The organism is Chamaesiphon sp. VAR_69_metabat_338 (genome assembly GCF_031423935.1).
Taxonomy (GTDB): domain Bacteria; phylum Cyanobacteriota; class Cyanobacteriia; order Cyanobacteriales; family Chamaesiphonaceae; genus Chamaesiphon.
Genome location: NZ_JANPGM010000411.1, coordinates 1 through 6,223 on the forward strand (window position 1 = coordinate 1; position 6,223 = coordinate 6,223).

Annotated in this window: 7 protein-coding genes; 5 read left to right on the forward strand and 2 right to left on the reverse strand. The window is 49.2% G+C overall.

The window, feature by feature from the left end; genetic code table 11:
* Positions 1 to 250 precede the first annotated feature (250 nt).
* Positions 251 to 727, reverse strand: coding sequence for a 2-C-methyl-D-erythritol 2,4-cyclodiphosphate synthase (gene ispF, locus RMO84_RS11415; RefSeq protein WP_310488581.1), 477 nt, complete (start codon positions 725 to 727; stop codon positions 251 to 253).
* A 145-nt stretch (positions 728 to 872) separates the two neighbouring features.
* On the opposite strand from ispF, the gene RMO84_RS11420 reads away from it, so the two are divergent.
* From RMO84_RS11420 to RMO84_RS11430, 3 genes are all read left to right on the forward strand, one after another.
* Positions 873 to 995, forward strand: a complete 123-nt coding sequence (locus RMO84_RS11420; RefSeq protein WP_310488582.1) for a DNA polymerase beta superfamily protein — start codon at positions 873 to 875, stop codon at positions 993 to 995.
* A gap of 44 nt (positions 996 to 1,039) precedes the next feature.
* A complete protein-coding gene (locus tag RMO84_RS11425; RefSeq protein WP_310488583.1) occupies positions 1,040 to 2,014 on the forward strand; it encodes a cysteine synthase A in 975 nt (324 codons plus the stop codon).
* Positions 2,015 to 2,149: 135 nt separating this feature from the next.
* On the forward strand, positions 2,150 to 2,545 hold the full coding sequence (locus RMO84_RS11430; RefSeq protein WP_310488584.1) for a VOC family protein: 396 nt from the start codon (positions 2,150 to 2,152) through the stop codon (positions 2,543 to 2,545).
* On the opposite strand, the gene RMO84_RS11435 is transcribed toward RMO84_RS11430, so the two are convergent.
* Positions 2,542 to 3,663, reverse strand: a complete 1,122-nt coding sequence (locus RMO84_RS11435) for a HAMP domain-containing sensor histidine kinase (RefSeq protein ID WP_310488585.1) — start codon at positions 3,661 to 3,663, stop codon at positions 2,542 to 2,544. The genes RMO84_RS11430 and RMO84_RS11435 overlap by 4 nt on opposite strands.
* Here RMO84_RS11435 and RMO84_RS11440 point away from each other — a divergent pair.
* Together RMO84_RS11440 and kdpA are read left to right on the forward strand one after the other, a co-directional pair.
* Positions 3,652 to 3,906: a hypothetical protein gene (locus RMO84_RS11440; RefSeq protein WP_310488586.1), complete on the forward strand. Its 255-nt coding sequence runs from the start codon at positions 3,652 to 3,654 to the stop codon at positions 3,904 to 3,906. The genes RMO84_RS11435 and RMO84_RS11440 overlap by 12 nt on opposite strands.
* A gap of 234 nt (positions 3,907 to 4,140) precedes the next feature.
* Positions 4,141 to 5,850, forward strand: a complete 1,710-nt coding sequence (gene kdpA, locus RMO84_RS11445; RefSeq protein WP_310488587.1) for a potassium-transporting ATPase subunit KdpA — start codon at positions 4,141 to 4,143, stop codon at positions 5,848 to 5,850.
* Positions 5,851 to 6,223: the final 373 nt, after the last annotated feature.

Here is a 6,223-nt window from a genome sequence, read left to right on the forward strand (position 1 = left end):
GTCGGAGCGATGCGCGCTCGTTGGGTTCCCCAACGGTTTAGCGCATCAAGACAACCCCCAGATCCGGGTTCTGTCTTCACCAGAAAAGTTTGAACCTAACAAGTATCGATTGTTTGCCGCTATGCTTAATCGTTAACAATCAAACGATGACAACCTACGCCCAGTAACGAATGAATCAGCCCTGCCTTTTTAAGGGGGTTGGGGGGATTAAATCCACGCTTTTCAAACACCCTCTCAAGCTAAACGAGATCTATTGAGTTAATAACACCACCGCATAGGCACAAATCCCTTCCTCCCGTCCGGTGGCGTCTAATTCCTCGTTGGTAGTCGCTTTGACACCGACTTGCTCTGGAGACAGATTTAGAGCAGCTGCGAGTCGATCTCGCATGGTGTGAATGTGGGGCTTGAGCTTGGGACGTTCGGCAACCACAACTGTGTCGATATTGGCAATCTGCCAGCCGCGATCGACAATCAAACTATGTACTTGTTTTAAGAGTTCGATACTATCTGCACCCGCCCATTTGGCATCAGTCGGCGGGAAATACAGCCCGATATCGCCCAGGCTTAAAGCACCCAACAGCGCATCCATAATCGCATGCGTCAGCACATCTGCATCGCTATGTCCCAACAAACCTAGCTCGTGCTCGATCTTCACGCCGCCCAAGATCAGCGGACGCTCTGCCACGAGGCGATGCATATCATAACCATTACCGATCCGGATGTTCATGGAGTTTGCGGGGTGGGATGTGTCAAAATGTTGAATATGGTTGGCAGAGCAGATCGCACTGAGGCTTGGCTCTTGTAGCTTTATAGCACGAACGGCAATCGATCGAAAGCAACACTAAACAGGATCGTTTTGGGACGCGGGGCGAATGGAGATAGCCAAGACAATTGAGGTAGATATCGGTACGACGATCGCCACTGAATTGCAACAGCTCGAACGGGCGCAGCAGATAACGATTCTCTATGCGTGCGAATCTGGCAGTCGGGCTTAACTACCGATTCTCAATTATCAACTATCAACTATCAACTAATTAAAATGGATATCAAACACGGCTTTGAAAAAGCGATCGGCAATACACCATTAATTCGACTCAATAGTTTTAGCGATGCGACGGGGTGTGAAATTTTGGGTAAAGCCGAATTTCTCAATCCAGGCGGATCGGTTAAAGATCGTGCTGCCTTGTATATCATCGAAGATGCCGAACGTCGCGGCATTCTTAAACCGGGTGGCACCGTCGTTGAAGGCACGGCTGGCAATACTGGTATCGGGTTAGCGCATATTTGCAACGCTAAGGGGTACAAATGCCTGATTATCATCCCCGAAACTCAGTCAGCCGAAAAAATCGAGGCACTCCGCACCCTCGGCGCAGAAGTCCGGACAGTGCCCGCTGTGCCCTATAAAGACCCGAATAATTATGTCAAATTATCCGGTCGCGTCGCGGCGGAAATGGAAAATGCGATCTGGGCAAATCAGTTTGAAAATCTCGCCAATCGGCTGGCGCATTATGAAACTACCGGCCCCGAAATGTGGGCGCAAACCGATGGCAAAATCGATGGCTGGGTAGCTTCAACGGGCACAGGGGGAACGTTTGCGGGCGTGTCGATGTTCCTCAAAGAAAAGCATCCCGACATTAAATGTGTTGTTGCCGATCCGATGGGCAGCGGGTTGTATAGTTATGTCAAAACCGGCACGATCGCCCTCGAAGGCAGTTCGATTACTGAGGGCATTGGCAATAGTCGGATTACGGGCAATATGGAAGGTGCCCCGATCGATGATGCGATGCAAATTCCCGACCAGGAATGTATCGAAGTAGTCTATCAACTCCTCCGAAAAGATGGCTTATTCATGGGCGGCTCGGTTGGGATTAACGTAGCAGCCGCAGTCAGATTAGCCAAGCAAATGGGGCCAGGACACACGATCGTCACAATTTTATGCGATGGCGGTGCGCGTTATCAATCCCGCATCTTCGATCGAGCCTGGTTAGCCAGCAAAGGTTTGAGCATCGATTAGACTGCCGTAGGCAGACGGTGGATAGAAATTAGCAAACATCTTTGTTCGCCAACTTTTTGCCGAACAGATCGAGAGAATTTTCTACTATTCACTACCCTCTACCCCCTATCCCCTATTCCCTATTCCCTAACCTCTATGTCCCCCACGATCGAAATTATCACTTGCCTACATACAGCCACGATGGTCTCAAATCTAGACAGATCGGTCGCATTTTATAGCGGTATTTTAGGCTTGCAACGAGTCGATCGCGCGCTCAATTATCCTGGCGCGTGGTATCAAATTGGCGATTTCCAAATCCACCTGATCGAAAATGTCGATCTGGTTACAAGCTCGATCGATCTCCACGTATCGACGCGCAATCCCCATGTGGCACTGGGAGTCAGGAACTTGGAGGCTGCCAAACAACAACTACTGGCCGCTAATTGTGTGGTAAAAATGAGTAATTCGGGTCGAGCGGCACTCTTTACCCAAGATCCCGACGGCAACGCGATCGAATTAACCCAAATCGATGGTTTAGGTGCAAGAAGTTAGGCAGATAGAGTGTGAGTAATTGCCGGGAGGCGAAACCCAAAAATTGCGCCTTGGGGAGAACGATTTTCTGCCCAAATCGTCCCGTCATGCGCCTCGACAATTTGACGCGCCAGATATAAACCCAAACCCGAACCGCTAGCCTGACGATCGCTTTGGCCTTGATAAAACCTGCCGAATAAATGCGGCATTTCATCGGCTTGAATGCCCGCACCCGTATCCATCACTTTGACCACTTGTTGGGAACCGTGGGTACCGAGTACGACTTCGACTTTTGCGCCGCGTGGCGAATGATTGATGGCATTTGTCAGTAGATTGGCAAACACGCGCTCTAGTTGAAAGGCATCGCCATTTACCCACAGAAACTGACGAAACTCGGACTCACCATAATTTAATGATAGGTGAACGCGGCGACTGGCGGCTAGATCGAATAAAGCTGTGGCGGCAGATTCGGCGAGCTTGCTCAGATCGATCGGGGTTTGGCGCAGGTGCAAGCCTTCAATATCGTTGCGATAGACATCGAGCAGGGTTTCTACTAGTTGCAAGGTTGTCTGATGAGAGCGAATCGTCACGCCGAGCACCTGTTTTTGCTTGGCTTGAACTTCCCCAAATTGGCCGCGATCGAAGGCTTTGAGCGTCTCTAGCGCACCCAAAATCGGCGTTTTGAGATCGTGTGCCAATGTCGATGTAAAGTCCTCGCGCAGGCTGGCTAGTTGTTCTTGGACTTGGAGCTTGGCTTGCTGCTGTGCCAGCGATTGTTGAATCCGCCGATTGCGATCGCTTAACAGTCCCGTCACAATCAGTGCGACAACCGTAATCAGCCGATTTGCCACCATTGAAGGATGAATCGGTTCGCCCCCTGGAATCCAGATATTGAGCAGTGTTAAGGCTACGGCGATCGCCATAATTCGGAGCGTGGCACTCCGGTTTAGACGCGGTTTGACAAATAAAATTGGGCTGATATACAGGTATCCCATCACGTAGTCGGTGGGAGTGAGCAATTCTAGTGCAAACACTATTCCAAACAAACTAACGACGATCCAAAATAGTGAGAATCGCTCTAGCATTGGTAAAGCTGAAGTTGGTGATGAGACACTTAGGGGATCGGTTTGCAGTGGCATAAAACTTCAGCATCAAATCGCGATTTATTCAGTGTAGCGATACTCACCTGCCTAAAATTAACCGGATTGGCAAGCATTTTGCCGTCGCCGCCAGTATTTGTTGGTGCAATTTTAGCAATTATCTATCACAAGATAGATATTTTAATCGATCGCCAGCGGGTTTTGCGATTAACAAATATGCCATTAGGCAGAGTCTCAAAACTGGAGTTAATGCTCTATGGTCGCCAAATAAAATATGGCTAAAGCACTGGTAGCTAAACAACAGCTAAACAGGGACTAAACATTTTAATTGTCTTTGCACCTCCGGGTTTGGCAGCATAACGTAAATTGGCTTAAACAAATAAATATACCTTTTCAAATCATTAAAACTGCGTCACGATTGTAGTAAATAGAACAGCAACCGAAAATTAAAAATACGTTGCAACCTCCACGATCTATTAAGCTCGATCGCACTTCGCAGATGAGGATTATCGAACCATGCTACAAGGCTGGATTCAAATTGGATTAACATTGGTACTAATCGTAGCGATTACACCGATATTTGGTGGCTACATCGCTCGCGTTTATTTAGGGCAAAGGACACTATTAGATCGAGTTTTGCATCCAGTCGAGCGGCTGATGTTTAGCCTCAGCGGGGTCAAGCCCGAAGCGCAGATGACGGGTTGGCAATATGCGCGGGCGATTTTATACAGTAATTTGGCGATGGCGATCTTGCTATTCGCAATTTTAATGTTGCAAGGATTGCTACCACTCAATCCCACTGGTTTGGGCGCGCCCACCTGGGATACCGCACTGCATACGACTATTTCATTTATTACCAACACCAATCAGCAGCACTACTCAGGGGAAACCACTTATAGTTATTTCTCGCAGATGCTGGGGTTGGGGTTTATGTTCTTTACTTCTGCGGCAACGGGAATTGCGGTGGCGATCGCCTTTATTCGCGGCCTAACGGGAAGACCGTTAGGCAATTTTTATGCCGATTTGACCTTAGCGATTACCCGAATTTTATTGCCGATTAGTATCGTGGGGTCGCTGTTATTGGTGGCTGCTGGCGTGCCAGAAACGCTATCGGGGCCAATTGTCGTGCCCACTTTAGAAAATCCAACCGTCAGTCAGGCGATCGCCCTCGGCCCCGTCGCCCACTTTGAAATTATCAAACAATTGGGTGAAAACGGCGGTGGTTTTTTTGCCATCAACTCCGCGCACCCATTTGAAAATCCCAATGGATTTTCCAATCTGATTCAGACCTTGGCAATGATTTCGATTCCGACATCAATGATTTATGCCTACGGCGTCATTGCCAACAACCGCAAGCAAGCTTGGTTGGTATTTGGGATGGTATTTATTATTTACGTCGGATTTATCATCGTCACCGCGATCGGCGAGTACCAAGGCAATCCCCTCGTCAACAATATTCTCGGTAGCACACAGCCCAATTTAGAGGGCAAAGAAGTCAGATTCGGCTGGGCGCAATCGGCTTTATATGCAGTCACAACCACCGGCACGATGACGGGTGCTGTCAACTCCATGCACGACTCGTTTATGCCTGCGGGTGGATTTGTTCTGCTCTCCAACCTCTTTCTCCAAATCGTTTGGGGCGGACAGGGTACGGGCACTGCTTATCTATTTTCTTATCTAATCTTGGCGGTATTTGTCACCGGATTGATGGTCGGACGTACCCCTGAATTTCTAGGACGAAAAATTGAGAAACAAGAAGTGGTCTTAACCAGCTTCTTGCTCTTACTCGTGCATCCTATTTTCGTGCTGCTACCGGGATCGATCGCCCTGGCATTTCCCGAGCAACTCGCTGGCATCAGCAATCCAGGCTTTCACGGACTTGCCCAAGTGCTGTATGAGTATGCCTCTGCCACTGCCAATAATGGTTCCGGCTTTGAAGGATTGGCCGATAGCCAACCCGCACCCACTGCCCTGTGGTGGAACCTGAGTACATCGCTGAGTTTGCTCGGCGGACGTTACATCCCGATCGTGTCTCTATTACTCCTCGCTGATGGCATGTCCCGCAAACAACCCGTGCCCTTTACGACGGGTACGCTCCGCACCGATACCGTTCTGTTTACCAGTGTCACCGCTGGCGTCATCGTCATCATGGGCGCATTAACTTTCTTCCCAGTGCTGGCTCTAGGGCCGATCGCGGAAGCCTTCCAACTCGCGAAGGGAGCTTGATGTTAGTTAAGAAAGAAGTCTGAAAAGTTAGTTTGTTAGTTTTAGCCCTGGAAGATCCCCCCTAGACCCCTTAAAAAGCTACTGCGTATACACAAGTCGGCTAGACTTCGTTTCTAGATCTAAATCCCCCAAACCCCCTTAAAAAGGGGGCTAAGATCCGGTCAAAGTCCCCCTTTTTAAGGGGGATTTAGGGGGATTCTCACCAATATCGCTTCTCTCTATACTTGTGTATACACGGTAGCTTCAAAAGGGGGGAACCGACCTCTTAGTCCCCCGCTTGGTGCCTTTTCATGGTCGGGGAACCCGACCGAAAAGGCATCCGCTTTTTAAGGGGGATTTAGCGGCTCCCGCACGCCTTTGTTTCCCGACGGTT

Excerpts from the sequence above, each read along its gene's own strand:
- ispF (WP_310488581.1), bottom strand. The coding sequence starts at position 727 with ATGAACATCCGGATCGGTAATGGTTATGATATGCATCGCCTCGTGGCA.
- RMO84_RS11420 (WP_310488582.1), top strand. The coding sequence starts at position 873 with ATGGAGATAGCCAAGACAATTGAGGTAGATATCGGTACGACGATCGCC.
- RMO84_RS11425 (WP_310488583.1), top strand. The coding sequence starts at position 1,040 with ATGGATATCAAACACGGCTTTGAAAAAGCGATCGGCAATACACCATTA.
- RMO84_RS11430 (WP_310488584.1), top strand. The coding sequence starts at position 2,150 with ATGTCCCCCACGATCGAAATTATCACTTGCCTACATACAGCCACGATG.
- RMO84_RS11435 (WP_310488585.1), bottom strand. The coding sequence starts at position 3,663 with ATGCCACTGCAAACCGATCCCCTAAGTGTCTCATCACCAACTTCAGCT.
- kdpA (WP_310488587.1), top strand. The coding sequence starts at position 4,141 with ATGCTACAAGGCTGGATTCAAATTGGATTAACATTGGTACTAATCGTA.